Source organism: Bacteroides nordii (assembly GCF_019930665.1).
In the GTDB taxonomy this organism is placed as follows: domain Bacteria; phylum Bacteroidota; class Bacteroidia; order Bacteroidales; family Bacteroidaceae; genus Bacteroides; species Bacteroides nordii.
This window is the reverse complement of record NZ_CP082886.1, coordinates 4,761,839-4,788,705: the sequence shown is the minus strand read 5'-3', so window position 1 is coordinate 4,788,705 and position 26,867 is coordinate 4,761,839. Positions and strand designations below refer to the sequence as shown.

The 26,867-nt window shown below is 39.8% G+C and carries 19 protein-coding genes; 18 read left to right on the top strand and 1 reads right to left on the bottom strand.

What is annotated here, in order from left to right; genetic code table 11:
- Positions 1-11: 11 nt before the first annotated feature.
- The 3 genes from K8P02_RS18555 (at position 12) to K8P02_RS18545 (ending at position 4,787) form a co-directional block, all read left to right on the top strand.
- Positions 12-1,511, top strand: coding sequence for an acetyl-CoA hydrolase/transferase family protein (locus K8P02_RS18555; protein ID WP_002558511.1), 1,500 nt, complete (start codon positions 12-14; stop codon positions 1,509-1,511).
- A 771-nt stretch (positions 1,512-2,282) separates the two neighbouring features.
- Positions 2,283-3,374 carry a DUF4434 domain-containing protein gene (locus K8P02_RS18550; RefSeq protein ID WP_002558510.1) on the top strand — a complete coding sequence of 364 codons (1,092 nt, stop codon included), beginning with the start codon at positions 2,283-2,285 and terminating at the stop codon, positions 3,372-3,374.
- A gap of 9 nt (positions 3,375-3,383) precedes the next feature.
- Complete coding sequence (locus K8P02_RS18545; protein ID WP_002558509.1) at positions 3,384-4,787, top strand: sugar porter family MFS transporter; 1,404 nt, start codon at positions 3,384-3,386, stop codon at positions 4,785-4,787.
- A gap of 41 nt (positions 4,788-4,828) precedes the next feature.
- Here K8P02_RS18545 and K8P02_RS18540 read toward each other — a convergent pair whose 3' ends face one another.
- Positions 4,829-5,599 carry an endonuclease/exonuclease/phosphatase family protein gene (locus K8P02_RS18540; RefSeq protein ID WP_002558508.1) on the bottom strand — a complete coding sequence of 257 codons (771 nt, stop codon included), beginning with the start codon at positions 5,597-5,599 and terminating at the stop codon, positions 4,829-4,831.
- Positions 5,600-5,860: 261 nt separating this feature from the next.
- Here K8P02_RS18540 and K8P02_RS18535 point away from each other — a divergent pair, with 261 nt between their 5' ends.
- The 15 genes from K8P02_RS18535 to K8P02_RS18465 all read left to right on the top strand — a co-directional run bounded on the left by K8P02_RS18535 (position 5,861) and on the right by K8P02_RS18465 (position 26,685).
- On the top strand, positions 5,861-6,433 hold the full coding sequence (locus K8P02_RS18535; protein WP_002558507.1) for an RNA polymerase sigma factor: 573 nt from the start codon (positions 5,861-5,863) through the stop codon (positions 6,431-6,433).
- 66 nt (positions 6,434-6,499) lie between these two features.
- Positions 6,500-7,528, top strand: a complete 1,029-nt coding sequence (locus K8P02_RS18530) for a FecR family protein (protein WP_007483144.1) — start codon at positions 6,500-6,502, stop codon at positions 7,526-7,528.
- A 27-nt stretch (positions 7,529-7,555) separates the two neighbouring features.
- The gene (locus tag K8P02_RS18525) at positions 7,556-10,861 is read left to right on the top strand and encodes a SusC/RagA family TonB-linked outer membrane protein (protein WP_025866667.1); all 3,306 of its coding nucleotides are present in this window, start codon (positions 7,556-7,558) and stop codon (positions 10,859-10,861) included.
- 12 nt (positions 10,862-10,873) lie between these two features.
- On the top strand, positions 10,874-12,637 hold the full coding sequence (locus tag K8P02_RS18520) for a RagB/SusD family nutrient uptake outer membrane protein (protein ID WP_025866666.1): 1,764 nt from the start codon (positions 10,874-10,876) through the stop codon (positions 12,635-12,637).
- A 34-nt stretch (positions 12,638-12,671) separates the two neighbouring features.
- Positions 12,672-14,708, top strand: a complete 2,037-nt coding sequence (locus tag K8P02_RS18515; protein WP_025866665.1) for a DUF6259 domain-containing protein — start codon at positions 12,672-12,674, stop codon at positions 14,706-14,708.
- 4 nt (positions 14,709-14,712) lie between these two features.
- The gene (locus K8P02_RS18510; RefSeq protein ID WP_195450189.1) at positions 14,713-16,434 is read left to right on the top strand and encodes a phosphodiester glycosidase family protein; all 1,722 of its coding nucleotides are present in this window, start codon (positions 14,713-14,715) and stop codon (positions 16,432-16,434) included.
- Between the two features lie 45 nt (positions 16,435-16,479).
- Positions 16,480-17,124, top strand: coding sequence for a hypothetical protein (locus tag K8P02_RS18505; protein ID WP_223381673.1), 645 nt, complete (start codon positions 16,480-16,482; stop codon positions 17,122-17,124).
- Complete coding sequence (locus K8P02_RS18500) at positions 17,112-17,750, top strand: hypothetical protein (protein ID WP_223381671.1); 639 nt, start codon at positions 17,112-17,114, stop codon at positions 17,748-17,750. The genes K8P02_RS18505 and K8P02_RS18500 overlap by 13 nt, the downstream gene beginning before the upstream one ends.
- A 136-nt stretch (positions 17,751-17,886) precedes the next feature.
- Positions 17,887-20,274 (top strand): beta-glucosidase, encoded by a 2,388-nt coding sequence (locus tag K8P02_RS18495; RefSeq protein WP_025866664.1) that lies wholly within the window; start codon positions 17,887-17,889, stop codon positions 20,272-20,274.
- 62 nt (positions 20,275-20,336) lie between these two features.
- The gene (locus K8P02_RS18490; RefSeq protein WP_122201225.1) at positions 20,337-21,611 is read left to right on the top strand and encodes a DUF4855 domain-containing protein; all 1,275 of its coding nucleotides are present in this window, start codon (positions 20,337-20,339) and stop codon (positions 21,609-21,611) included.
- Positions 21,612-21,647: 36 nt separating this feature from the next.
- Positions 21,648-22,727 carry a DUF4855 domain-containing protein gene (locus tag K8P02_RS18485; RefSeq protein WP_025866663.1) on the top strand — a complete coding sequence of 360 codons (1,080 nt, stop codon included), beginning with the start codon at positions 21,648-21,650 and terminating at the stop codon, positions 22,725-22,727.
- Between the two features lie 27 nt (positions 22,728-22,754).
- Positions 22,755-23,867, top strand: a complete 1,113-nt coding sequence (locus K8P02_RS18480) for a hypothetical protein (protein WP_223381668.1) — start codon at positions 22,755-22,757, stop codon at positions 23,865-23,867.
- A gap of 18 nt (positions 23,868-23,885) precedes the next feature.
- Positions 23,886-24,653, top strand: a complete 768-nt coding sequence (locus K8P02_RS18475) for a glycerophosphodiester phosphodiesterase family protein (RefSeq protein ID WP_025866661.1) — start codon at positions 23,886-23,888, stop codon at positions 24,651-24,653.
- A gap of 93 nt (positions 24,654-24,746) precedes the next feature.
- On the top strand, positions 24,747-25,373 hold the full coding sequence (locus tag K8P02_RS18470; protein ID WP_025866660.1) for an RNA polymerase sigma factor: 627 nt from the start codon (positions 24,747-24,749) through the stop codon (positions 25,371-25,373).
- 121 nt (positions 25,374-25,494) lie between these two features.
- On the top strand, positions 25,495-26,685 hold the full coding sequence (locus tag K8P02_RS18465) for a FecR family protein (protein ID WP_223381666.1): 1,191 nt from the start codon (positions 25,495-25,497) through the stop codon (positions 26,683-26,685).
- Positions 26,686-26,867 lie beyond the last annotated feature (182 nt).

Sequence of the window (26,867 nt, the reverse complement as noted above, 5' to 3'; positions counted from 1 at the left end):
ATACAATTTATATGGCATTGAATTTTATCTCGGCAGCGGAAGCTGCCAGCCTTGTAAAACATGGCTACAATATCGGCCTTAGCGGGTTTACTCCTGCCGGAACGGCCAAAGCCGTTACGGCTGAAATTGCAAAAATAGCAGAAGCTGAACACGCTAAAGGAAACCCGTATCAGATTGGCATTTTTACAGGTGCCTCCACAGGCGATTCATGTGACGGTATATTGTCACGCGCTAAAGCAATCCGTTACCGTGCTCCGTACACAACTAACTCAGATTTCCGTAAAGCGGTAAACAATGGCGAGATTGCTTATAACGACATCCACTTGTCACAAATGGCACAGGAAGTACGCTATGGATTTATGGGAAAAGTAAACATAGCCATCATCGAAGCCTGTGAAGTAACTCCGGACGGAAAAATCTATCTGACAGCTGCCGGTGGTATTGCTCCGACTGTCTGCCGCCTTGCAGATAAAATTATTGTAGAGCTAAATAGTGCACACAGCAAGAATATGATGGGAATGCACGATGTGTACGAACCACTTGACCCACCTTATCGCCGCGAAATACCAATCTACAAACCAAGTGACCGTATTGGTACACCTTACATACAAGTAGATCCTAATAAGATTGTCGGTGTAGTAGAAACCAACTGGCCTGACGAAGCCCGCAGTTTCGCAGAGGCTGATCCTTTGACTGATAAAATTGGCCAGAATGTAGCCGACTTCCTGGCTGCCGATATGAAACGTGGTATCATTCCTTCTACATTCCTTCCGCTACAATCGGGTGTGGGAAATATTGCCAATGCTGTATTGGGTGCATTGGGTCGCGATAATACAATTCCGGCCTTTGAAATGTATACAGAGGTTATCCAGAATTCTGTAATTGGTCTGATTCGTGAGGGTCGTGTTAAATTTGGTAGTGCCTGCTCTCTGACTGTGACCAACGATTGCCTGCAAAGTATTTATGATGATATGGACTTCTTCCGTGACAAGTTGGTTCTTCGTCCTTCGGAAATATCTAATAGTCCTGAAGTTGTTCGTCGCATGGGTGTCATTTCTATAAATACCGCCATCGAAACAGATCTCTACGGTAATGTAAACTCCACACATATCGGTGGTACGAAAATGATGAATGGTATCGGCGGATCGGGAGACTTTACCCGTAATGCTTACATCTCTATTTTCACTTGTCCTTCTGTGGCCAAAGAAGGTAAGATCAGTGCCATCGTTCCAATGGTGTCTCACCTCGATCATAGCGAACACTCGGTTAATATTATTATAACCGAACAAGGTATAGCCGATCTTCGTGGCAAGAGCCCGAAAGAACGCGCACAGGCTATTATTGAAAACTGTGCTCACCCAGACTACAAACAGTTACTTTGGGATTACCTCAAACTGGCAGGTAGCAAAGCCCAAACACCACACTGCATCCAGGCTGCATTAGGTATGCATGCAGAGCTTGCTAAAAGTGGAGATATGAGAAATGTAAACTGGGCAGAATACGCCAAATAAGAGTCACAACCCCAAAATCTCAAATATAGCGGCATAAATCCAAAATTGGATTTATGCCGCTATTATTATTCCGAATATCCACAAGACACCAATCATACATCATATTTGTAAATATATAAAAAATACCAAAACATTTCCAAAGCCAAAAGAATAAAAGAAATAACAAGACAAAAAAAGCTCATTTAGAAGTCTGGTAAACCACTCATAATCAACAAATTGCATTAGTCGCTTTTTTCTCTACGAGAAACGATCCGAAACTCTACGGAGATCGGTACGATTCTCTACGAGGAACGGGGCGATCCTCTACGAAGAACAAACAGACAATACATAAGATATTACAGAATGAAAAGAAAAAAAATAATCATCAATATTAATTGTAAATATAAAATCCAACAATACAATTAACAGAACTTTTAATCGGACTTCTCAAAGGCCAGGATATACACTTTTACAAACTATATCATTGCCAGTTATTCACTTTCACTCAACTTATAGTTTTTCTTCCCTAATATATTCGGGTCTTTTTATATAATATATCCATTTTATTAGAGTATTTAATAAAATATTTAATTAAATACTTGCGAGATTATAATTTTATTGTTTTATTTGCCGAAAAGATTGAGACATTCTTAGAAAAACAGGTTTCTAATCTCCTATAAATAGAAGATTAGAAAAAGGATGCACAAAGAAAGTGCAACAAACTACTATCCATTAGAATATATACTATTTTTAGAAAACCAATAATCTGTACAATCATAAAAACCAGGAAATATGAAAATCAACAATCGGAGGGAATTTTTAAAGAAATCAGTATTGGCAGGCACCGCCGCTATTACCTTACCGTCATGGCTCTCTTCATGCATTTCAAAGGAGCGAGAAACTACAACTGACGAAATCCGGAACAAACTCATCGTTCCCACAAATAATGCACTAAAAATAACCGGAACTTTTCTGGATGAAATATCTCATGACATCCCTCATCAGAACTGGGGAGAAAAAGAGTGGGATGCCGATTTTCGACACATGAAAGCAATTGGTATAGATACTGTCATTATGATCCGCTCAGGATATCGTAAATTTATTACTTATCCATCTGAATATCTGATCGGTCAGGGTTGCTATAAACCTTCGGTCGATCTTTTGGATATGTATCTGCGACTGGCTGATAAATATGGTATGAAGTTCTATTTTGGCTTGTACGACTCCGGAAGATATTGGGACACAAATGATCTCACCTGGGAAATAGAACACAACAAACATGTAATTGATGAAGTCTGGAAAAATTACGGAGAGAAGTATAAAAGCTTTCAGGGATGGTATATCAGTACGGAAATCAGCCGGAAAACCAAAGGTGCAATCGGCACATTCCACGCATTAGGAAAACAATGCAAAGATATTTCAAACGGACTGCCTACGTTCATATCTCCATGGATTGACGGAAAAAAAGCTGTACAGGCTTCAAGCGCCATGCTCAGCAGGAAAGATTCAATTTCAGTGAAGGAACACGAAGAAGAATGGGATGAAATATTTGCCGGAATCAGTGATGTAGTAGATGCTTGCGCTTTCCAGGACGGACAGATAGATTATCATGAACTGGATGCCTTCTTTGAAGTAAACAAAAGACTGGCCGATAAATATGGATTGAAATGCTGGACAAATGCCGAATCTTTCGACAGAGATATGCCTATTAAGTTTTTCCCTATTAAATTTGATAAATTACGACTTAAACTTGAGGCAGCTCAAAGAGCCGGATACGATAAAGCCATAACATTTGAATTCTCTCATTTTATGAGCCCGCAGTCAGCTTATCTCCAGGCCGGGCATCTGTATGATCGCTATAAAGAATATTTCGATATCAAATAATAAGCAGAAATGAACCAATCAAAAACAAATATAGGATATATCATATTTCTATCGGTAGTGGCCGCTTTAGGAGGTTTCCTATTCGGATATGACACAGCCGTTATTTCAGGAACAATAGCACAGGTATCACAACAATTCGGGCTAAACACCCTTCAGGCCGGATGGTACGTAGGTTGTGCGTTGATAGGCTCTATCGGTGGTGTCGCCTGCGCCGGAATTCTAAGCGACAGAGGTGGCCGGAAAAACACAATGATTCTCTCGGCCATACTATTTTCGGCATCTGCCATAGGTTGTGCGTTAGCATCCTCCTTCAATGAACTGGTGATATACCGTATTATCGGTGGAGTCGGTATCGGTGTCGTTTCTATTATTTCACCATTATATATATCCGAAGTATCCGTTCCCCAATACCGGGGACGACTGGTATCATTATACCAATTAGCCATAACCATCGGTTTCTTAGGGGCTTATCTGGTCAATTACCAATTAGTGCTTGGAGCCGATGCCGCTGCCCAATCGAGTAACCAATGGATTGTTAAAATCTTTTCAGACGAGATATGGAGAGGAATGTTGGGTATGGAAACAGTTCCGGCATTACTCTTTTTCTTAATCATTTTCTTTATTCCCGAAAGCCCCCGTTGGTTGGTTCTTAAAAATAAAGAAATGCGGGCAAGTCGTATTCTGCAACGAATTTATGGCAGTAAAAGCGAATCCGAGGTACAAATAAGTGCCATACGGCAAGTTGCCGGCGGAGAATCCAAGTCCGAATGGTCTCTACTTTTGCGGCCCGGTATACTCAAAGCAGTAATTATCGGGGCATCCATCGCTATCTTAGGGCAATTCATGGGAGTGAATGCCGTACTTTATTATGGCCCGTCTATCTTTCAGGAAAGTGGCCTCTCCAGTGGAGATTCTCTTTTCTACCAGGTGTTGGTGGGAATGGTTAACATGCTCACTACCGTACTGGCATTGGTTATCATCGATAAGGTCGGACGAAAGAAACTCGTTTATTATGGCGTTTCGGGAATGATAATCTCGTTAGTGCTTATTGCATTTTACTTTATCAAAGGAGCCGAATTGCAAATACCAAGCACTGCATTATTGATATTTTTCCTAAGCTACATATTCTGTTGTGCCATATCCATATGTGCTGTTATCTGGGTACTTCTATCCGAAATGTACCCTATCAAAGTCCGGGGACTGGCTATGTCCATTGCCGGATTCTCGCTTTGGATCGGAACATTCCTCATCGGACAACTTACCCCCTGGATGCTACAGAACCTTACTCCGGCGGGTACATTCCTCATCTTCGCAGGCATGTGCGTTCCATACATTCTGATTATATGGAAATTAGTTCCCGAAACCACCGGAAAAAGCCTCGAAGAAATAGAAAAGAACTGGAATGAAAAATAATTTAATAAATGAAATATATGTAAATGAAACCTAACTATTTATTATTCACGCACATATTCAAGTTCCGTGATAATAGGAAGATGATCTGACAATAATGAGTGAACCGCCTGGGTTCGTACTACTCTCCACCCCTTTTGAGGACGGGCGTATAGATAGTCAATTTTTACTTTAGGTTCCCAGGCGGGAAAAGTTAAAGCCGAATCGGTTGCATCCCACCAATGACGAGCCATAATTTTCTTTATGACTTTAGAATTGGGTTCAGCATTAAAATCTCCGCCAATTATCACAGGATAAGAAGAAGTTTTAAAATAATCAGTGATGTATTGTGCTTGTAATTCGCGAGTTTTCTCGTCTGTCACATCCAAATGGGTGGCTGCAAAAAAGATAGTATCTGATTTCCCAACCTCAAACAATCCTTCAAGAAGAGCGCGAGGTTCCGCCCCTTGAGGATTAGGCAACATTAATTTGTTTACACTTATATAAGGATGTTTGGAAAGTATTCCAATACCGTAATAACCACCACTGAAATGAATCGTTTTTCCATAGAGTCCGAACATATTTGTTTTTCCGGCCAATTCAGAGAGCATATCTCTGCCGTTTTGATGAGGCGCAAGTGTCCGGTGGGTATTTACATCCACCTCTTCAAGAGCTACGAAATCAGGTTGAAAAGCTTTGATGTGTTCCGCTAACTGATCAATAGTTGCAAGTTCACCGAATCTCAGATTATAAGTCATCACCCTGAGTTTCAAAGTGTCCTGAGCATTTATATTCAAAGTGGATAAAAGAATGAGAATAAAAAATAATTTTTTCATGGCATACTCGATTTTGGAAACAAATATATTATTAATATTTATTTTTAGTTACTAATATTGCAATTTATTAACGCAAAAGGATGAAAAGGGCAAGTAATTATCAAATAATTGCATTTTGCAATGATAACTTTAAATTTTAAACGAATTTCAAGTTACAAATGAATTAAGAAACCCGATAAAATCAGATTTTTCAATCCAATAAGACTAAAATAAATAATATTTTTAGAGAACCATCGCAATTATCATACAAATCCGTTTTTTATGAAAAAACAAAACGATATAGAATCTTTTATTTCCGGCAATAGAGAGACCTTTGAATCACTCTACAACAGTTATGTAGGAAAGATTTTCAATTATATAAATTCGTTTATATATGACTCAGACCTGGCGAAAGATATTACTCAAAACACGTTTCTCCAATTATGGGATTCACGATCAAATCTCGATGTGAATGGCAATATTGAAGGCTATATATATTCTATTGCCCGAAATTTATTATTCCGTGAAATACGCCGTCTCAATATCTTTAAAAGTTATGCCATCAAGGTACAGGAAACCGCCAAAGAAGAGGAAGAATCGGACATAGAAGAAAATTTATCACGCGACATGATAGAACAACAAATTCTTTCTCTATTGGCCGAACTTCCGGAAGCACGTCGCAGAATATTCCTGATGAGATGGAGCAAAGGACTGTCTAACAAAGAAATAGCACAGGAACTTTCTATTTCAGAAAAAACCGTTTCTACCCAAATACATCGTACGATTAGTTTTCTTAAGTCCAAAATGGGCTCTGCTTTCATGATCTTTATTTCAGTATCTTCGATAAATTTCTAAAATATTTCATTTTCTTGTAATCCTTTTGTGGGAGCTGTGGATATATACTATAAATAACCACAGAAGATGAAGATAGAACGCATAAAACATTTAATCACGAACCTGCTCACAGGCTCTTCTTCAACATCCGAACGTGCTGAACTGGCCAAATGGATGAATTCTGAAGATGCCGAACGCAATAGCAGGGAAGCATGGGAAAGTGCCTCCGAAGATATTGATGAATCGCTCAAAAGTGAAATATGGAATAACATTCAGCTAAAAATCAAAGGAGCCGTTTCTTCCAAACCTGTATCGCCCAAACATAGCATCAAACGTCGTATTTACTCCATTCCAGGAGTTGCTGCCGCTATTGCAATTATAGTATGCTCAACATTTACTGCATACTTACTATACAATAATTTTGCAGAACATCAAGAGAATATGGAGAGTAACATCTATACTTTTGAAGTGGAACCGGGCCAAAAAGGGAGTATGCGCTTAGCAGACGGTACCATAGTACATTTGAATTCTGCATCTAAGATATCATTTTCCGGTAATTACAATTCCGAAGAGCGCATGGTAAGTCTTAATGGGGAAGCTTATTTTGAAGTAGCCAAAAATCCTGATAAAAGATTTGTTGTAACATGTAACGGAGTAGACATTGAAGCTTTAGGTACTGAATTTAACGTAAAAGCATATCCTACTGACAGCCTTATTACTACTACTCTTGCCAAAGGAAAAGTCAAAGTCTACAACAACAAAGAGAGTGTGACTCTTCTTCCTAACGGAGTAGCTACTTATAATCTGAAACGACAGACTATCAAAGCATCAGTAACTGATGATATTTCAATCGCCAATTATTGGAGAACAGGACAGCTTGTTTGTAATGCCGAACCCTTGTCTTCCATTGCGCAAACCATCGAAAGGATGTATAACGTAAAAATCAATATTAACGATGCAAAGCTGAGAAATATGAAATTCACCGGTACCATTCAGAATAACTCATTAACTAATGTCCTATATGTGATGAGCCTGAGTTATCCGCTGACATATACAGTAACCGACTCTGTAATAACAGTCTCTGCCCAAAAGAATATAATAAAAAAACATAGATAAAAATAAACCAGTTAACAAATTAAGCCTATGAAAAATAATAATTTAAAACCGTTTAAGCTGTTATGCCTGTTAGTGTTATTAGTTATAACCTATCCGGTTCACGCACAGCATTCTGTTAGTATTGCCGATAAAACAATTGCACAGGCAATCAAAATAATTGAGGGAGACACCGGTTATAAGTTCTTTTATGCAGAGAACTTACCGGATTTCACTAAAAAGGTCAGTTTCAAAACAGAGAATAAATCCATTGAAACCATACTCAATAGTTTATTCAAAGATACCGAAATTGCGTATATTATTAAAAGTCAGAAACAAATCATCCTGTCAAAAAGGAGTACACAATCAAACCCTCAATCGGTCGGAAAAATTATAATTAAAGGTCAGGTAAAGGGAAGTGACGGTGAAGCTTTGATAGGAGCTTCCATCATATCCGACAACAACGTTGGAACAATCACGGACATTGACGGTAACTATGAGTTACAATTAGAAAAACCGACTACACTAACTTATACGTATATAGGTTATACTCCGCTAAAGATTAAGGTAAACAAATCTGAAATCAAGAACATCATTCTGGATAGTTCCAATGTTCTTCTTGACGATGTAGTAGTCGTAGGATATGGTACCCAAAAGAAAATAAATCTCACGGGATCAGTACAAAGTGTGAACAGCGAAGATATTCTCAGACGAAGTGTCTCTACAGGCTCCGCTGCACTACAGGGTGTAATCCCCGGACTTACTGCCATTCAATCATCTGGTCAACCGGGAGCAGACAATGCCTCTATCAAGATTAGAGGGTTGGGCTCACTGAACTCAGCAACCTCTCCATTGATATTAATCGACGGGGTAGAAGGTGACATGAACCGCATCGATTTGAATTCGGTAGAATCAATTACTGTATTAAAAGATGCAGCTTCTGCCTCCATCTATGGTTCAAGGGCTTCAAATGGGGTAATATTGGTTACCACAAAACGAGGTTCCGAAGGAAAAGTGAAACTAACATTTAATGGCTATATGGGTTATAATAAACCAACCACACTGCCTACGCCTACAAACGCCATCGAGTACATGCAGGCAGTAGATGTGGCACGTGTCAACGCAAGCCAAGAACCATTATACACCCAAACCATCGATATTTATAAAAACGGGGGTGTAGACAACATTAATTATTACGATACGGATTGGCGAAAAGAAGTAATCAAAGACCACGCAACCACCCAAAATTATTCTGTTAGTATCAGTGGCGGTAACAATATAACAAAACTTTTTGCTACAGCAGGATATTATGCACAAAACGGCCTTATCGATAATAACAAATTCACACGAACTTCTTTACGCGTAAACACAGACACCCAAATTAATAAATGGATGAAACTCGGAGTAGATATAGGCATACGCCAGGCTACTGCTAAATCTCCCGTAATGGATACTCCCGCCAATATCATAGGCAAAGCCCTGACCATGACCCCCATCATGTCGGGCATCAACGCCGATGGTACATGGGGGTATGGTATTAACGGAACCAATCCCATTGCTATGGTACAAAGCGGATGTACAACAAATAGTATTGCTCCCGAATATACTGCAAGAACAACTTTGTCTATCGATCCCTTCAAGGGCTTCAATATTTTCGGAGCATATTCATGGAAACGCGCAGATGGCGAAACTAATGCATTTGTAAAACCCTATCAGGTATACGAAAGTGGCGTATCAAAGGGAGAATTTCCGACGACAGGATCATCAAAATCAGAACATAGAACAAAAACAGTTACCAAACAATATAATCTGCAGGGAACTTATGAAAAGAATTTCCATAAGAACTACCTGAAAGCGTTAGTTGGATTTCAAAGCGAAGAATTACATAACACTTATCTGTTAGCCGGTCGTAAAAATTATTATTACGATGGATATGAAGAACTTGTAAATGGTGACGTTAGTACCGCATCGAATTCCAGTTCAAAATACGCATGGTCTATGCTGTCATACTTCTTTAGACTAAATTATGCATACAATGACAGATATCTGCTCGAAGTCAACGGTCGCTACGATGGTACTTCAAGATTCAAGAAAGGACATCGCTGGGGTTTCTTCCCTTCGGTATCCGCCGGATGGAGAATATCCGAAGAGAACTTCTTTGAATCGGCTAAAAGTGTAGTAAGCAATCTGAAATTAAGAGCCTCCTATGGAGAATTAGGTAACCAGGCTATCAGTGGCTATTATCCCTATGCTTCATCTATAGGAAGCACTACCACCTATGGATATTGGTTTGATAAAGAGCTTGCTGCCGGTGTCGCACAGATTCAGTTGGCTAACGAAGCAATAACCTGGGAAAAATCAAAACAAATTAATGCGGGTATCGATATTGGTATGTTTAATAACCGTTTGAATGCAACCTTCGATTATTATATAAAAAATATCACAGACATGCTTCAGCAATTCCCCGTTCCATTGTTCGTAGGAATGACGGCTCCATGGGAAAACGCCGGTTCGATGAGAAACAGCGGCTGGGAACTTTCGCTATCCTGGCAAGACCGTATCGGTAATGTAAACTACTACGTCAAAGGAAATCTTTCTGATGTAAAAAACAAAGTAATAGACTTATATGGGAAAGAGTACGTAGGCACTACAACAATCACCAAAGAAGGCGAAGAATATAACTCATGGTACGGATACGTTGCCGACGGTTATTTCCAAAGCCGGGAAGAGATCAACAACTCTCCCGTATACGGTGGTAACCCCAACAATATAAAACCGGGATATATTAAATATAAAGATATCAGCGGTCCGGATGGAGTTCCCGATGGAAAAATAGATAATTACGACCGTACGATACTCGGCAACTCTACTCCGCGATATGAATTCGGACTGACATTAGGCGGCGATTGGAAAGGTCTTGATTTCTCCTTGTTCTTTCAGGGAGTGGGTAAAAGAGATGTATATTACTCCGGAGCAGGGGCACGTGCTTTATCCGGCAATTACACGATATATAAATATCAACTGGATTATTGGACTGAGGACAACCCCCATGCAAAATTCCCGATTTTACTTGAAGATCCCAGCGGAACCAATCCAAACAATATGATATCAAGCTTCTGGGTAAAAAGCGGAGCCTATTGCCGCCTGAAAAATATTGTATTAGGATATACGCTGCCGCAAACATGGATACAGAAAGCTGCGCTATCCAAAGTGAGAATTTATGCAAGTGCACAGAATCTGTTTACCATAAAAAACAACTTTTACGAAGGTTTCGACCCTGAAAACAGTATCGGATCAGGCGCAAGCTGCTATCCGTTGAACAAGACATTTATATTCGGACTCAATGTGGAATTTTAATTGATGAAAAAGATGAAAAAGACAACCTTATATAATTTAATAGCTACGTTTTTTATCACGATGGGTGTTAGCTCATGTGCCGATTTTCTCGACCAGGAAAACCCTGCCTACGATGCCGAAGGATTCTATGCAACCGAAGCAGGATTGAAAGAAGGCGTTACCGGTATTTATCCTCTTTTGTATTTCGATATGAACTGGGCAGTACCTGCATGTATTGTGCTCGACCATTATACGGCATACGGACTCGAACAAGATGAAAATAGTTCGATTGGTGCAGGGGGAACGTTAAATCCCGACAATGGAAAGATTCAGGCGTTCTGGACCGGAGAATATCAAATAGCCGCCCGTGCCAATTCTGTAATTTACGGTGCCAAAGATGCCGTAGCAGGAATGAGTGATGCGGCCAGGCAGTATTATGCCGAAGCACGCGTACTAAGGGCTTATGCTTATTATAATCTTATATCGGCATTTGGCGATGTACCTTTCTTTACTGCTCCTGTAACTATCGATGAGTACAAGGTAGGACGTACTCCAAAAGGAGAGATTATCGATTTTCTGATAAAAGACCTGAACGATGCTGCCGATTATCTCCCGTGGACCGCAACCCAACGGGGACGGGTAGACAAAGCCGTCGCATACGGATTGATAGCGCGTATGGGTTTATTTGGCGGAAGCTTTAATGTAGAAAACAAAGCCACCGAGTACTTCAGGATAGCCGCCGATGCAGCAAATAAAGTGATCGGTAAACGTAAATTGGCACCCAAATTCTCCGACTTGTTCAATCTGACCGGCCAGGCTAAGAGTGAAGTCCGGGACGAACTGTTATGGGAGTTAATGTATTCTACAAACGGAACGAAAAAATTGCATACAGTAGGTTATGGACATTCATCGCGTAACTATGCATCATCGGTACGTTTCCCGAGTTCTCTGATTGTAGATACTTACGAATGTATCGATGGAAAACGTATAGACGAATCTCCTCTTTATGACCCGAAACATCCTACATTGAACAGAGATCCGCGTTTTAATGCCACATTAGCAGGACATGGTGACACAATAAACTATACCATTACCGACGGCAATAACCCTCAGAAACTTATTCTCAACATTTATGATGATAAGACCCGGTTCTATCCCCGTAGAAACGCCTGGTATACCGCACCGAATGTAGATGTCACCTCCACCAGCCCATCACTCGTGAACAGTGGAGTAGGATATTTATGGCGCAAATATGCCGATGAAAATACCGAATTGCTGATGAGTTCTTCAAGCAATCTTATTCTGATGCGTTACGCTGAGATACTCCTTTCGTATGCCGAAGCCAAAATTGAACTCAATGAGTTGGACGAATCGGTATATTCGGCCATTAACGAAGTACGCAAACGCGCCGGAATGCCGGAAGTTTCGACAGATAGAAAAGGAGACCAAAACAAAATGCGACAGTTAATACGGCGCGAACGCAAAGTTGAATTGGCGCTCGAAGGATTACTCTTCGTTGATGTTCGGCGCTGGGGTATAGGTGATATGCTTAATGAGCATCCCTCTTACGGACAACCTAAACCGGACATCAGATATGAAGGATTAGAGCCAACTGACATTCCTGATTTTAAGACAGACGAACGGCACGACCTTAATGATATTCCTTCATACGAGGATTATAAAGATAAACTCAGAGTGCGCGACAGAAACAGATATTGGGACCCGAAATTCACATGGTGGCCTATCCCACGTTTGGAAACAGACCGCGACCCGAATCTGACTAACCCTGATTATTGATAATCACCATATAATACCCGTAAACTCATAGATTATGATGAAAAGTTGTTTAATATCTATTCTTGTCTCTCTCGTAAGCTTAACTGCATCGTGGGGCCAAGCCAAAGGTACGCAAATTACCGAAACCGACTCGACCGTAACACTCCGTAATAGCAAAGTGAGAGTTGAATTTCCTAAGGGCGAAGCTTTCGATATCTCGAAACTCACCCTTAGCGGAAAAGAATTAATATTGGGCAAAGGATATAATACTGTTCCGTGGACACTCACCTATAAAGGTCCCCAAGGAGAAAATCCGGTGCTTTTCCCTTCTCATGGAGAATATGCCGGATGGTCGAAAGGAACCAAAAACGGTAATACTGCCATTGCTTTCAAGTGGAACATGAGACTCACTTACAATGATTTGGTCCCGGTGGTAATGACTGTTTCTGTTCCTGACGATTCAGAGCTTGTCTATTGGGATATTCAGGCAGGAACTCCCGAAGGTTGGCTGATAAGTAATACCCAATTTCCACGCGTAACTGTAACGCGTCCCGATGATGCCAAATTAATCACTTCAGCAGGCTGGGGTGCAGAGTACGAACTGAAGAACCCCCAAGTATATGCTTCAAGTTATCCTTCGGTAACCGGCTCTATGCAGTTGCTGCTGCTTCACAATTCAGACGGTTCAGTCTATTACGCTACCGAAGATAAAGAGGCTTGCGGAAAAGACTTCAGAGCTGCCGTAGGTGAAAAGAGTGTTACTCTATTAACAGATATTGTAGCTTCCGAAGGTTGGTCGGACAACGTAACCGAAACATTTACTGTTCCATGGTCAACAGTTATCGGATATTCAAACATCGGTTGGCAAGATGCCGCAACGAAATGGTACCGCCCTTTCACTTTTACTACCGAATGGGGAAGTAAACCTTTGGCATCCCGTAATATACCACAGTGGCTTTTGGATACCGATATCTGGATTAGAGCAAAAGGAGTAAACGACACCGTAAGAAGTGCCGTAAATAAAGCCATCGACCTGTATGGCAAAAACACCTTTGTTCACTGGTACTTCTGGCACCATTATCCTTATGATACGCATTATCCCGATTACTTCCCGCCAAAAGCCGGCTTTGCCGACATGATAGCCGAAGTAAGGAAAAGAGGGTGTCATACCGTTCCCTACATTAACGGCCGGTTGTGGGATCCTGACAGTGACAGCTATAAAACTCTGAACGGGGCTTCTGCCTCGTGCAGAAAGCCAGACGGTACACTTTATACCGAAATTTACCCAACGTCACAGGTATTAAACACCGTAACCTGTCCCGCATCCGGACTGTGGCAAAACATCATAACCGATCTTGTAATAAAAATCCAAAAAGAGTTGAAAACAAACGGAGTATATATCGACCAGATAGCGGCAGCAGCCCCTCAGCCTTGCTGGGCTACCAACCATGGACATGCCTGTGGCGGAGGTGATTACTGGCATAAATCTTACCGTCATCTGATGGACTCTCTCCGTACTCATCACCTGGAACCGGGAAACATACTTATAAGCGAGGAAAATGCGGAATGTTACATCGACATGTTCGATTTGTTGCTTACGGTCAATTCTCCTCACAACGGCTGCAAGATTGTGCCTTTGTTCCCGATGGTTTATTCCGACAGGCTCATCACTTCGGCCTATACGTATTCTCCTACCGACAGAGTGAATCGTGGTGATTTTCTGTATCAAACCATGCAATGCTTTCTGTATGGCTCCCAGTTAGGATGGGTAGACCCTACTTTGTTAATGAAAGACGAAGCCAAAAGAGAAGCTAATTTTTTAAAGACTCTTTCTACGCTACGCAAAAAACAACACGATGTTTTTGTTGGCGGAAGATATATAAAAGAAATCATACCGGAAGGAGATAATCCGTCAATAGATGTCCCCGGATTCGGAGAGATGAATGTTGTTGCCGGTTCCGAATGGCTCTCTTCTAAAGGTCAGAAAGTTCAATATTACGTGAATATGGACAGTGTCGATCATGTAATAGTATTACCTGACCATAAAAAGATTACTGTAAAAGCCCTGCAAGGCATAAGAATAAATTTATAGAGTCATGAAAAACAGATATTCTTTACCATTATTTTTATTGAGTTGCCTCACATTCAGCTCTTTTGCTTCCAATACCTGGAAACTGCAAAATGTCGAATATCGTGTGGATACTTTATCGCACATAGTGATAGGTCCCGGAACTACCCAAACAATTTTAGCTCTGGAAGGACCGGTAAAGCTACGTGTGTTTTATACAACCACCGATATGACCAACCCGAATGTAAACCTGAAATTAATAATGGGGAAAGACAATCTGACAAGTAACGTAACCGTACCGAACATGCCGGCATCTCACAACGATCCCGAAAATATATATTTTGCCGGGGTGAATGCCGATTTCATTGGTGGTATGGGCCCTGTAGGTACAACTGTGGCAGATGGCGAACTCTATAAGAGTTATAAGGGAACCGGCTGGTATGCAATAGGTATTGATAAAGATAAGAAATTCTGTTCCGGTGCCCCCTATACGACATTTAAATTAGTCTCGCCAAATGCCGGACAGGCATCTATCAAAGCTGTCAATGCAGTACGTAGCGATAATGAACTGATATTATTCACTTCGCGTAAAGGAAGTACTACAGGTACCAAAGGTGCGGGAGTAGAAGTAGGAGCTGTACCTGTCGATGGCCCATTGAAAGCCGAGGGAACAACTAAAATGCGTGTCACCATTGCACCGGTCAAAGACGTTGGTAATATGTCGATTCCTGAAGGAGGGTTTGTCTTATCCGGTACAGGATTTACAGCAAATACATTAGCCAAAATGCAATTAGGTGAAGAGTTTGAAGTGACTCCAACCCTCTATTTTGACAACGTAGTGAAAACAGATATCATGGAAATGTGCGGCGGATGCCCGATGCTCTTACAGGGAGGCAAAATCCTTGAAACGCAAGGTGCATTGGATCATCTGGCCAACCGAGAACCCCGTACGGCAATAGGCTATAATTCGGACGGGACAAAGGCCATACTGCTGGTTGTCGATGGTCGCCAAACAGGAGTATCGGTCGGTGTACCTTCAAAAGACCTGGCTGCAATCATGCTCAATCTGGGATGTACGGAGGCTCTGAATTTCGATGGTGGCGGTTCCTCTACTTTATATGTCAAAGAATTGGGAGTGGTCAATACACCAAGTGAAGGGAGCCTGAGAGCAGTCAAAAACGGACTGTTTATCACAACTCCCGTCACCGAGGACAAGGTAATAGCAGAAATTCGCTTTGCCGACTACGCTAAAAAAGTGGAACGCAATAGTTATTACTCTCCGGTGATATACGGCTACAATGCACAGGGTGTGTTGATTGATACGAATGTAAAAGGAATCATGCTTTCCTGCAGTGCGAAATTGGGAAAAGTACAAGAAAACGGGAGTACGGTACTGTGTAATGGTACAGGTACTCAACTACTAACAGCCTCTTTAGATGAATTGACATCAACAATACTCGTTACAGTAGAAAGTTCCGGAACAGGGATAACTTCCATAACCGATGGAGACAAGGATGTAAATATCTACCCCAACCCCATAAGAACAGGAGAGCAAGCCCATATCAATTTCAACGGAAGCGCAAAAATAAATATTTATAATGCTACCGGACAATTGGTAAACAGTTTTAATTGTGAAAATAGCGAAGACGCCGCGGTAACACTACCGACCGAATCGTTAAGCCCAGGGTTTTATATGATTTCAATATCAGGTGAAACATCCAATAAGATAGCCAAATTACTGATACAGTAATTCAATCAAAAATAGTTCTATTGTTTAACTTAAATTTCAAAGGTGATGAAAAAACAATTACTTACAGCAGCGTTAATGCTAACCGGCATGTTCGCTTTGACTCCTTCTGTTGCAGATGCGAAGTCTACTATGGATTCAAATCTTACTTTGTTATGGATGAACACGGATGTGGCTCCATTGACATTGGACGTACGCCAGGGTTTTGGTAGAGATGGAAAATTCTATCTTCAAAACAAGGCAACCAAGACAATCGAAGTATGGAATGAAACCGGGAGAATCCAAGAGATTCCTTCCGGAGCAGGTACTAACATTACTTTCGATGATGCAGGAAACATCCTCGTACGTATCGGTACATTTCCTGATCCTTTTAACAAGGATATCAATGAATTGAGAATTATTCCTGCCGACGGCTCAGCAGCGATAGATATTGCATTAAGCGGTATCACAGGAGGACGTCTCGACTTCTGGGGACATGTTCAAGGCAACGTACTTGATAAGGAAACCGGCGGTATCATATACATGGGTACCACCTATTACCCCCAGCTGGTTGAAATACCTATCATAGACGGTAAACAAGATGTGGCCAACACATACACTTACACATATGCAAGCCCCTTCGGAATTGCAGGAAACTTTGCCACTACTACGATCATCTCAGCTTGGGAAGGAAAAAAAATGTGTCTATTTTAAGTCCGTTATTTAATAAGACGAATTGCAATTCCATCCAAAAGTTATCATTGGATGAAGATGGAAACTGGTCGCACGACTCTTATTATATAACACCCCGCCACAGCGGATGTGCAGGATTCTATATCTTCAAACTCGGAGGACAAGATTACATCGTATATCCTTCCGGCTCGAACAATGCCGATGGTTTCACCGTATCAAAACTGGCTACGAAAGCTATTTCTGATGTTGAAGAGAGTGATGAATCGGTAAGAATAGCAACAAAATATTCAGAACAAAAAGATGATGGTAATCCCATGTATATCGGCAACGCTTTCTACGGAAATCATCTTTCGGCTGAAGCTATCAGCGAAACCCAGGCTCATATTTATCAATACTTCCCCAGTGGATACATTGCAAAATATTTATTCACAGTTGAAGGTGGTACCGGTGTTGCAAAAGTAGAAGCTCCCAAAGCAACAATTATCGGTGGTAAGGGTGAAATAACCATCGAAGGTGAACCGACTTTTATCGAAGTTTATACCATTGGCGGTATCCTTATAAGCCGAAACGAACACAATGTTAAGTGCATTCCGGGAACATATATTGTTAAAACAGATAACAATGTAACTAAAGTTATGGTTAAGTAAATGCCATTCGTTCAAATATCATTTTCTTAACATAACCAGTTACACAGGATAACAGAGAGAAGAGGTTGTAGTATTTTCTTTCTACAGCCTCTTTTTATCAATCACATTTACCTAACTATAAGAAACCATCTACACCATGAAGAAAGCCATAATACCTATATTATACGCTCTCGTCTTTTCATTTGGCAACGTACTGGCCGGTAATAAGCCATTACCTAAAGATATAAATTCGATTATAAACCAACTTACTTTAGAACAAAAAGCCCGGCTTCTGGTAGGATGTACGGGTAGTGATAACGGCTTAAGCCACATGGTTGCAGGTTCCGCAGGATATACCTTTCCTATCGATTCTTTAGGCATTCCCTCCATCAACCTGGCAGATGGTCCGGTCGGTGTACGAATCACCCCTGTTCCATCGAATTGGAAATACATCATATATGATTCTTTGGGCATCCCCTCTACAGGCCCGGCAGAAAACCCGGTAAGCGGGAAATCCCCCTATCCAATTAAAAAATACACCTCTTATTGCACCTGTTTCCCCTCCACTACCGCATTAGCCGCCACCTGGAATAAAGACATAGCACGACTGGAAGGCAATGCAATAGGCGATGAAGCCAGGGCATATGGTGTCGATATCGTACTTACACCGGGAATCAATATCATGCGCAATCCTCTTTGCGGACGCAATTTTGAATATTTCTCCGAAGACCCTTACCTCTCAGGCATCATGGGAGCAGCCATGATTAACGGAATTCAGGACAAAGGCATTGGGACCAGCCTAAAGCATTTTATAGCCAATAATCAGCAAACCGGCAAACTCTATAACGATGCACGCATCTCACAACGCGCATTACGCGAAATTTATCTCAAAGGATTCGAAATCTGTATAAAAAACTCCGATCCATGGACCGTAATGGGTTCTTATAACAAAATTGGGGGTAAATATACTCAGGCTAATCCGGAACTACTTCAAACAATTCTTCGCGACGAGTGGAAGTACAACGGACTGATAGTGACCGATTGGTATAAAAAAAGGGATACCGCCGACCAGCTTAACGGTGGAACAGATTTAATGATGCCGGGAGAACAATCTCAAATAGACGAAATAATAGCTGGAGTAAAAAGTGGCCGGATCAGTGAAGCTACTTTAAACAAAAGTGTAAAATATACATTGGAACTCATTTTCAAATCTATTTCTTATAAAAACTGGAAGTATACAGAAGCTCCCAACCTTTCCGAAAATGCAGAATTAGCGCGTAGTATAGCCACCGAAGGAATGGTATTACTGAAAAATGACAACTCTTTTCTGCCCATACCCCAAGGGACTAAAATTGCTCTGTTCGGTGCTACTGCATACAAGTCTATTGCAGGCGGTACAGGTTCATCAAATGTAAATAAAGCTCATATTACTGATATATCTACCGGACTTGAAAATGGCGGCTATCAACTCAACAACAGATTGAAAGGAATCTATACAAAATTCGTAGAATTCCAGAATGATCTTCTTGATAAACACCCCCAAAGTACTGACTGGGAAAAATTATCTTATAACAGGACAGTCATTCCCGAAATGGATCTGACAAAGGCAGAAAATACCATCGAACAGGAAGCTAAAAATTCTGATATTGCACTAATCGTTATCGGTAGAGGCTCCGGAGAAGAATCCGACAGAAGGTTAGAGGGAGATTTCTATCTTACTCCCGAAGAAAAATTTATGATCGATAAAGTATCCTCCCAATTTCATGCCTTAGGAAAAAAAGTAGTTGTAGTAATGAATGTCTGCGGCGTAATGGAAATGAATTCCTGGAAGGAGAAACCGGACGCTATACTGCTGGCATGGTTTCCGGGGCAAGAATGTGGAGATGCCATAACAGATATAATTAGTGGGAAAGTAAACCCTTCCGGAAAACTCCCGATGACTTTCCCGACAGATTATTTCGATATTCCTTCTTCTAAAAACTTTCCAATGGTAGGAGAGACCAAGAGTGGCAAAAATTTCGATTATACCAATTATGAAGAAGATATATGGGTGGGTTACCGTTACTTTAATACAGTAAAGCAATCGATTGTTTATCCTTTCGGATATGGACTATCTTATACCAATTTCTCTTTCAGCAAACCTAAAATAGAAAGAAAAAATAATAAATGGATCGCAAATATTGAGGTGACCAATACAGGTAATGTATCCGGCAAGGAAGTGGTACAACTCTATATTTCTGCTCCTGAAACCTTCATTCAAAAACCCGATATAGAATTAAAAGCCTTTGGAAAAACCCGGGAGTTAAAACCCGGAGAAAGTGAAATAATAAAACTTCAGTTTACCGATTATGATATAGCTTCATTCGATGAAAACAATTCGCAATGGCTTACATCAAAAGGGAAATATCTCCTGTCTTTCGGTTCTTCAAGTAATGACCTTAAGGCTACCATTCCATTCAGTATCCGTAAAGATAAAACTTGGAAAGTGAATGATGTACTAAAACCCGTTGAGAAAGTAAACGTTATGAAACTCTCTATTAAATAACCGGTTTACAAAAACGATTACTACCATTATTGAAAAAAGTCATAACTGATAAAAAGAAAAGAATGTTTATCACAACACTTAAAAAAAAATATATAACACTTATAGTCATAATAAGTATCCTTACCGGAGTAAATACGACACTGGCAGCTTACCAGACTGATGTAATATCAGATATGGCTCTTATCTATCAGGGAGGTACTCATCGCCCCGAATGGACGGAAGACGAACTACGTCCCTATGTCATACATACTTTTGCCGATGGACGTATGGACTGGTTTTTCGACTCTTTTTTATTTTTTGAATTTACAGATAACTGGCAGATAGCATTCGGGTATAATTATGGAGCACGAAATGCCAGAAAGAGTGATTGGGAATGGTTACTCAACAGAATCTTTGAAAAAGGTAAATCCCTCGATGCATTGAATTCGTGTATCGAACATTATAAAACGATTATCGGAGAACCTCAGTTTAAACACAAAATAGTATTAGGGGTAGTATCGCCTATTACTGATCAAACCGATTGGGGAAGCCTTGATGGAGAAGTATTAAACTTTGCACATCGGAATGACCAGATAAAAGCTGCAAAATGGTACATTGACCAACTCACAGAACGATTTAACGAAGGAGCATACGAGAATCTCGAACTAACAGGGTTTTATTGGCTTGAGGAGAGCACTGCTAAATGCGGAGATTTACCAAAAGATGTAAGTGACTATATCCACCAACTGAATAAACGATTTTACTGGATTCCATACTGGAATGCCCAGGGGTATAACTTATGGAGAAAGTTAGGATTTGATACTGCTTTTTTACAACCGAATCATTTCTTTGACAAAGAGATAGCAGATGATCGCCTCCTTCAGGCATGCAATACTGCAAATAAATTCAATATGGGATTGGAAGTAGAGTTCGATAGTCGTGTATTATACGAAAACGAAGATTCATATTACAGCAGACTGGAGAGTTATATCAATGCTTTTGAAAAGAATAATGTCTTTGAAAATTCGGCAATAGCCTATTACTCAGGAACAAAAGGTATACTTGATATGTATCGTTCAAATTCTATCGAAAACACTCTTATTCTTGATAGAATAGCCAATCATATATTAAAAAGGCGTAGCCGGAGCGTAGGTATTGAAACTACCAATGACCCGAAGACTGATGTTATTGTGGCAGGGGGTATCGGAGAATTACGTATAGAGGGAATCGCCGAATCGATCAAGATATACACTATAAATGGAATACTTGTCAGTGAAAATACCAGAAAGCTACAATGCGTACCAGGTGTTTATATAGTAAAAATTGACGGAGAAACCAGAAAAGTTATTGTACGATAATAAACTAATAGAAACTTATTTATAAAAAGAACAAACATGAAAAAGATTTTATATTTCTTAGTGATACTAATCATTGTAGCTCCTATACATCTGATAGAAGCTCAAAATAGTCAAAAGAACAAGTATAAAACCAGTAAGATCAGAGATCTTGCATTAATATACCAGGGAGGTGTACAGAGAATCGACTGGACTCCTGATCAGTTTGTCCCGTATGTCACTCATCAGTTTGCCAACGGCACGAAAGACTGGTTATTCGATGGCTTTCTGTTCCTCGAGTTTGCCGATGGTAAAGGTCATAATTATGCCTATGGATATGCCAAAAAGCAGGCACGAAAAATAGAATGGGAATGGCTTCTCGACAGGTTGTTTGAAAAAGGGAAAGCGCTGGATGCATTAAACCAATGCATTGAAAATGAGAAAAAAAACATCGGAAAACCATCCTTCAAACATCAAGTCATTTTAGGTATTGCTATACCATTACCTAAACAAAAAGACTGGGGAAGCATCGATGGAAATCCTCTTGATTTTAATCAACAGTCTGACCAGGTTAAAGCAGCCCAATGGTATATAGACCAACTCATGACCCGTTTTAAAAAAGCTAAATACAAAAATCTGGAACTTGCCGGTTTCTACTGGGTAGATGAAGATATAGCAACCTGTAAAGATCTTCCTAAATATGTAAGTCAATACATCCGCTCAAAGAAAAAAGAGTTTGTATGGATCCCCTATTGGAAGGCCAAAGGATACGAACAGTGGAAAGACTTGGGATTTGATATCGCATATCAACAGCCGAACCATTTCTTCACAAAGGATATCCCTGACTCCCGACTGGACGAAGCTTGTGAACTCGCTTTGAACAATGGAATGGCTATGGAATTCGAATGTGACAGCAAGGCTCTTTACGATTGTGAGGATTCTTCGTATGACAGAATGTTAGCCTACATCGAGGCATTTGAGAAACACAAAGTATTTGAGACCTCTGCCATTGCATATTACACCGGAAGTAAAGGATTTATTGACATGTATAATTCTACTTCTCCGGAGGATAAGAAGATTATGGATCGCCTGGCACGTCATATTACTGCCCGTAGAAATATGAAAGCATTAACCAAATAGATGGACCGGATTATATTAATTATATGTATGTTTATTTCCCTATCGTCTTATTCTCAAAACAAACTGAGCATAATAACAAAGACAGGGGAAAATGTATATATATCTTCTATGATCGATGACCGTCATGTAATAAACTACTGGTTCAAAAAATGCATGGCCAATGACTTATTTACATTTTACCGTGTTTCCATTACTTCCGATTCCACTAATACTCAAATAGTAAATGAAACCTATAGCGATAATATAGGTCCATTTAACATTCTGGAAGGCGGTTGGTGTGGCGGTAACCATCTGTTCCTGGATGAAAAAACCCAAACAGCCGAAACATTTTCTATCAAATTGTATGCTGATGGGCGTAGTATCACTACTGATACTACGCTCAAAGCACATACAATTAAAATTGAAGTAAAAAATTACATTATTAACCCGCTCAGTGCAAAAGAAAGAGATAATCAGATATACTTCACCGATACGCTGTGCACTGAAAATGTAAACTACACAGTAAACGGTAATAGTATCCAGGTAGATTTATCCCATGATTATACCAATAGAATCCCGGTTATAATAGAAAAATATTATGGGATGCAATCTATGTTTAAAAACGAAAAACAACTTCTTACTCCTTCAGGTGAATATGCGTATTGGACTGATATAAAGAAAGTAAGCAGGTTCAAGAAAAAAGATTTCCCCCGGTTCAACCGATATATTGAGAAGGGAGATTTTTACTTTCAAGCCTCCTTTCTCCTCAATCGCAGTTTGGGAACACACAATGAACTTCCTGATGATGATGTTATTTTCATAGGTAATTCATGGACCAAATGCTATCATAAACTGATAGGAAACGTACCACGTACTGCCGGTGACTACGATTCATGGAGTGGAGTTTATACCTGGATTACGACACCACTACTCGACAATGAATCCTCATTCGCCTATGACGGATTTATTGATGGAAAAAGAGCTATCTTCTTCAGCAATAATATAAAAGGGAATTTTACCATTCCTTTCCCGGACAGTACAGCATACAAGAAAATAAATAGTATAGAAAATTCCTCTGATTCCAAAATCAAAAGGAAAAACGGTTTTATTTATCTTTCTTGCAACTCACCGGGGAGTGTAATTATCTCATTAAAAAAATAATCCCAAATTTTAGAATATATGAAAAGGAAACTAACATTGATTTACTTAACAGGACTTCTTACAATTGGTATTACAAATACAAATGCCCAGCCAAAGGTCGTCGCCCACCGTGGACACTGGGATACCGAAGGTTCAGCACAAAACTCTATCAGAGCGTTAATCAAAGCTGATTCTATTAAATGCGATGCATGTGAATTTGATGTATGGTTAACGGCCGATAAACAACTTATAGTAAATCATGACGACGTTATAAATGGTTATGAAATAGAAACCACTTCCTCTGATACAATCCTCAGTCAAAAGTTAAAAAACGGAGAATTTTTGCCTTCATTAAGTCAATTTCTCGATGTCGCAAAACTCCTTACAATAGATCTTGTATTAGAAATAAAGCCTCACAAAAATAAAGAGCACGAGGCAGAAGCCGTCAAAATGGTACTCACCATGGTACAAGAAAAAGGTTTGGAAGAGAGAACATCCTACATTACATTCTCCAGAAATGCTTTTGATGAGCTTGTAAAACAAACCCGACGGTCGATTCTTTATCTGAATGGAGTAGCTCCGGATGTACTAAAAAGCATTGGTGGAACGGGAGCCGACTATCACATCAATGTATTCAAGAAAAATCCCGAATGGATAAAACAACTTCATAATTTAGGGCTTGAAGTTAACATCTGGACAGTTAGTGATCCTGAAGGCATTCAATGGTGCATCGACAATGGTGCCGACTATATTACTACCAACAACCCAGAATTAGTACAGAAAATGATAAAAGAACACTATAAATAGCGGCGGTATCAAACAGCTATTTTGCATAGAAGACAGAAAAAAAATCATTTATAATGCAAAAATTACTATATTTGTGTTGGAGAGTAAAAACCAATGCATATAAATAAAGAACAGGAAACCCCTTTTTCACCCCTTAACAGGCAAGAAAATCATCTTTGGATTGATTTCATAAACGGAGATGATAAATGTTTCGAACTGATTTACAAAAAGTATGTCGGGGTTCTTTTTCGTTATGGCATTCAATTCACTCAAGACGAAGATATTGTAAAAGATGCTATACATGATGTTTTCGTCCGCATATATAAGAATCGTACACAATTGAAGAAAGAAGTTAATATCAAATTCTATCTTTTCACCGCTCTCAAAAATAGTCTGTATAACACATTCAAACGCGAAATGGTATTCGAGAAACTCGGAGAACAAGAATTATATAACATATTAGACCATTCAGATGAAAACAAAGCGTTGTCAAGTCTGGAACAGGAATCAACAAGAAAAGTAATCCTGCAACTAATGAACCAACTGACGGACCGGCAGCGCGAAGTCATTTATCATCGCTTCATAGAAGAACTCTCTATGGAAGAGATAGGCGTCCTGATGCAGATGAATACTCAGTCCGTACAAAATCTCATTCAGCGCTCATTAAGAAAAATGCGCGAAAGCCGACTACCTCTTCCTCTATCTATCTCATTGTTATACAAAGCAATAGAATCGGTATAACCTATTTCCATACAACCACTTTCCCAATTTTTATAAAAAAAATCACTTAGGGTGAGTATGTTTTCCTCCACCAATTGTATTCTGTATGTTACCGTAAACACAAGAAAGGATTAAAGCATACATGAATTATAAAGGCTGCACATATAAAGAACTACTACAGGATGATTTTTTCCTGGAATCACAGCTCACTCCAACGGATGAAAGTATCCGTTTCTGGAATACTCTCATAGAGAATGACGAGGCATTAGCTTCTGAAATCGACCGGGCACAGGAAATTATTTGCAGAATACCTTTCCGAAAAAAAGAAATTTCAGCAGATGCACAGGATGAATTACTAAACAGAATTAATCAAAGCATTGAGGTTACTAAAAAGGAAAAGAGCAAAAAGCATTTATGGATCACTGTATCGGCAGCAGCAAGTATTGCATTATTCTGTATATTTGGCTGGGCCTACTACAGTGATTTCTACTCAAATGATAATTTAATGGCCATTGAAGAAGTAGCAAAGCCCACCCAACTCCCCTCAGAAGTACAACTCATACGAAGTGACAATAACGAGATGACTATTCAGGGAGAAGAATCCGTCATTCAGTATGATGAAAAAGGTACGCTTTCTATCAATTCCGAGAAAGTGGCTACTAAAGAAAATGACAAGCCGGAAAAAAAGCCATCGAAATTCAATCAGTTAATTGTACCACCATGCAAACGCTCATTTTTGGCACTTTCAGACGGAACCAATATATGGGTAAGCGCCAATAGTCGTATAGTCTATCCGGAGATTTTTGAAGACGATAAGCGGGAAATTTTTGTAGAAGGAGAAGTATATCTGGAAGTATCACCGGACAAGAAAAGACCATTTATAGTAAAAACGAATCAACTGGATGTAAATGTATTGGGAACAAGCTTCAATATATCTGCTTATGAAGGAGACAGTAATACGGCAGTAGTACTTGTCAGCGGAAAAGTAAACATTCATACCAAAAATAATCTGGAAGCAACACTCGCTCCAAGTGATATGCTTTGCTTTGAATCCGGTAGGATTTCTCAAAGTAAAGTCAACACCGAAAATTACACCTCCTGGCGTTATGGTACTTACATGTTTGATAACGAAGAGTTTTCTGCCATATTAAACAAACTGTCCAAATATTACGGTCGGAAAATAGTATGGACGAAAGGAGTTGAAAAACTTCACGGATCGGGAACACTCTATTTAAAAGATGATATATTTAAACTGCTAAAAGGTCTGGAAGCTGTAGCACCAATAACCTTTACTCCCAAGAGTGATGAAATATTTGTAGATGTTAAACCCTAAAAAAGTAAATTTATGATAACTTAGAAAAGCACAATAACCCTAAAAAAAACCGGACGATACTGCAATATCATCCGGCTGTAGATTTCTAATAACTGGACTGACTGCAACCAGTCCAATTTTATTCAAACAAAAATCATTGTAAATGTATGAAAAACATATGTATAATTGGTAAAAACAGATGC

What these genes read in the sequence shown, in the direction of transcription:
- K8P02_RS18555 (WP_002558511.1), top strand. Translation starts at nt 12, where the DNA reads ATGGCATTGAATTTTATCTCGGCAGCGGAAGCTGCCAGCCTTGTAAAA.
- K8P02_RS18550 (WP_002558510.1), top strand. Translation starts at nt 2,283, where the DNA reads ATGAAAATCAACAATCGGAGGGAATTTTTAAAGAAATCAGTATTGGCA.
- K8P02_RS18545 (WP_002558509.1), top strand. Translation starts at nt 3,384, where the DNA reads ATGAACCAATCAAAAACAAATATAGGATATATCATATTTCTATCGGTA.
- K8P02_RS18540 (WP_002558508.1), bottom strand. Translation starts at nt 5,599, where the DNA reads ATGAAAAAATTATTTTTTATTCTCATTCTTTTATCCACTTTGAATATA.
- K8P02_RS18535 (WP_002558507.1), top strand. Translation starts at nt 5,861, where the DNA reads ATGAAAAAACAAAACGATATAGAATCTTTTATTTCCGGCAATAGAGAG.
- K8P02_RS18530 (WP_007483144.1), top strand. Translation starts at nt 6,500, where the DNA reads ATGAAGATAGAACGCATAAAACATTTAATCACGAACCTGCTCACAGGC.
- K8P02_RS18525 (WP_025866667.1), top strand. Translation starts at nt 7,556, where the DNA reads ATGAAAAATAATAATTTAAAACCGTTTAAGCTGTTATGCCTGTTAGTG.
- K8P02_RS18520 (WP_025866666.1), top strand. Translation starts at nt 10,874, where the DNA reads ATGAAAAAGACAACCTTATATAATTTAATAGCTACGTTTTTTATCACG.
- K8P02_RS18515 (WP_025866665.1), top strand. Translation starts at nt 12,672, where the DNA reads ATGATGAAAAGTTGTTTAATATCTATTCTTGTCTCTCTCGTAAGCTTA.
- K8P02_RS18510 (WP_195450189.1), top strand. Translation starts at nt 14,713, where the DNA reads ATGAAAAACAGATATTCTTTACCATTATTTTTATTGAGTTGCCTCACA.
- K8P02_RS18505 (WP_223381673.1), top strand. Translation starts at nt 16,480, where the DNA reads ATGAAAAAACAATTACTTACAGCAGCGTTAATGCTAACCGGCATGTTC.
- K8P02_RS18495 (WP_025866664.1), top strand. Translation starts at nt 17,887, where the DNA reads ATGAAGAAAGCCATAATACCTATATTATACGCTCTCGTCTTTTCATTT.
- K8P02_RS18490 (WP_122201225.1), top strand. Translation starts at nt 20,337, where the DNA reads ATGTTTATCACAACACTTAAAAAAAAATATATAACACTTATAGTCATA.
- K8P02_RS18485 (WP_025866663.1), top strand. Translation starts at nt 21,648, where the DNA reads ATGAAAAAGATTTTATATTTCTTAGTGATACTAATCATTGTAGCTCCT.
- K8P02_RS18480 (WP_223381668.1), top strand. Translation starts at nt 22,755, where the DNA reads ATGTTTATTTCCCTATCGTCTTATTCTCAAAACAAACTGAGCATAATA.
- K8P02_RS18475 (WP_025866661.1), top strand. Translation starts at nt 23,886, where the DNA reads ATGAAAAGGAAACTAACATTGATTTACTTAACAGGACTTCTTACAATT.
- K8P02_RS18470 (WP_025866660.1), top strand. Translation starts at nt 24,747, where the DNA reads ATGCATATAAATAAAGAACAGGAAACCCCTTTTTCACCCCTTAACAGG.
- K8P02_RS18465 (WP_223381666.1), top strand. Translation starts at nt 25,495, where the DNA reads ATGAATTATAAAGGCTGCACATATAAAGAACTACTACAGGATGATTTT.